The organism is Mesorhizobium sp. M7A.F.Ca.CA.004.04.2.1 (assembly GCF_004022825.1).
GTDB lineage: Bacteria > Pseudomonadota > Alphaproteobacteria > Rhizobiales > Rhizobiaceae > Mesorhizobium.
Genome location: NZ_RZPH01001100.1, coordinates 1 through 1,921 on the forward strand (window position 1 = coordinate 1; position 1,921 = coordinate 1,921).

1 protein-coding gene and 2 pseudogenes are annotated in these 1,921 nt (G+C 66.5%); 2 read left to right on the forward strand and 1 reads right to left on the reverse strand.

Going from position 1 to position 1,921, the window contains the following annotated elements:
• Positions 1-56: 56 nt before the first annotated feature.
• Positions 57-209: pseudogene (locus tag EN893_RS40115) on the forward strand (pseudouridine synthase); the annotation flags it as partial.
• Positions 210-269: 60 nt separating this feature from the next.
• On the opposite strand, the pseudogene EN893_RS31715 reads toward EN893_RS40115, so the two are convergent.
• Positions 270-1,310: pseudogene (locus tag EN893_RS31715) on the reverse strand (S4 domain-containing protein); the annotation flags it as partial.
• A gap of 281 nt (positions 1,311-1,591) precedes the next feature.
• On the opposite strand from EN893_RS31715, the gene EN893_RS31720 reads away from it, so the two are divergent.
• Positions 1,592-1,921 (forward strand): nucleoside deaminase (locus EN893_RS31720; protein WP_164901287.1); only part of this gene is annotated, 330 nt, incomplete at its 3' end.

Here is a 1,921-nt window from a genome sequence, read left to right on the forward strand (position 1 = left end):
ATCCCGAGGGCCGCAAGACCGTCTTCGACGTGCTGCCGGCTGAATTGCCGCGGCTGATGACCATCGGCCGGCTCGACATCAACACCGAAGGCCTGCTGCTGCTCACCAATGATGGCGGCCTCTCGCGCGTGCTCGAACTGCCGGCCACCGGCTGGCTGCGCCGCTATCGCGTGCGCGTCCACGGCAAGGTCGAGGAAAGCGCGCTTGCCGGCCTGCGTGAAGGCATTGCCGTCGAGATGGATGATGTCATCAGGCATGACGTTGAAGGCCGGCGAAGTCAGGGCGCGGCCATTGACCTTGACGCGGCCGGCGGCGATCAGCTCCTCGGCATCGCGGCGCGAGGCCAGGCCGGCGCGGGCCAGCCGCTTGGCGATGCGCTCGCCTGCCTCTTCCGCGCCCTCGGCGGGACGCGGGCGCGGCTTGAAGCTGCCGCCTGACGCGCCTTGCGGCCGATCGTTGAAATCCCGCTTCGGGCGATCGCCGAAATCGCGCTTGGGGCGGTCGACGAAGTCACGCTTCGGCCGATCGCTGGCGTCGCGCGGCGCGCGGTCACTGAAATCACGCTTAGGACGGTCGAAACGCTTTTCGCCGCCCGCTGCCGCCGCAGCCGGCCGGTCGCCCCGCGGTGCATAGGGCTTGCGCGGCCCCTCGCGCTTTTCATAGGGCTTGCGCTCGCCTTCGGCGGCCACCGGGCGATCGCCACGGGGCGCATAAGGCTTGCGCGGCCCCTCGCGCTTTTCATAGGGCTTGCGCTCGCCTTCGGCGGCCATCAGCCGGTCGCCGCGCGGTGCATAAGGCTTGCGCGGCCCCTCGCGCTTTTCATAGGGCTTGCGCTCGCCTTCGGCGGCCACCGGGCGATCGCCGCGCGGTGCATAAGGCTTGCGCGGCCCCTCGCGCTTTTCAAAAGGCTTGCGCTCGCCTTCGGCGGCCACCGGGCGATCGCCGCGCGGTGCGTAGGGCTTGCGTGGTCCTTCGCGCTTCTCATACGGTTTGCGCTCACCCTCGGCGGCCATCGGGCGGTCGCCGCGCGGTGCGTAGGGCTTGCGCGGCCCTTCGCGCTTCTCAAAAGGCTTGCCTTCGGGACGCGGGCCTTTGCTGAAAGGCTTGTCCCCGCCCTTGAAATCGCGCTTCGGCCGCTCGCCATCGGCAGCCATCGGCCGATCGCCACGCGGTGCGTAAGGTTTCTTGGCGCCAAAGGACGGCTTGCCGCCCTTGCCCGCGGCGCCATCACGGCTGCGCGGTCCCGCGGCTTTCGGCCCACTCTTGGCCGGACCGTTCCTGGGTCGGAATTTCTTGTCGTTGTCGTCCATGTGGCCTTTATCCGTTTGCGCTGCTACAGCGTGGCGCATCCTTTCGGGCGCGCAACGAACGCTGTAGCACTTTTGATGTGGCGCATGATCATTTTCGAAAACCGAGTCCCGATTTTCGAGGTCCTGCGCTCAATAACAGGATCACTGGAGTTTGTCAGGGAAAAGTGGAGACCGGTTTTTCCAAAAAGACAAACGAAAATCAAAAGCCTGGAGCAAGTGCGGTTCATTCGAAACGAACTTGCTCCGTCAGGTGGCGAGGAGATAATCGGAGTGGAAATCGCGTGAAGCGGCCCGATTTCATGGCGCTGGCACTGAAGGAGGCCGAGGCTGCCGCCTTGCGAGGCGAAGTGCCGGTCGGCGCCGTCATCGCCAATGGCGCTGGTGTTGTCGCCAGCGCCGGCAACCGCACACGCGAACTTGCCGACCCGACCGCGCATGCCGAGATGCTGGTCATCCGCGAAGCTTGCCGCAAACTGTCGGCCGAGCGGCTGACCGGCCATGATCTCTATGTGACGCTGGAACCTTGCGCCATGTGCGCCGGCGCCATTTCCTTTGCCCGGCTGCGCCGGCTTTATTTCGGCGCCGCCGACGACAAGGGTGGTGCCGTGGTC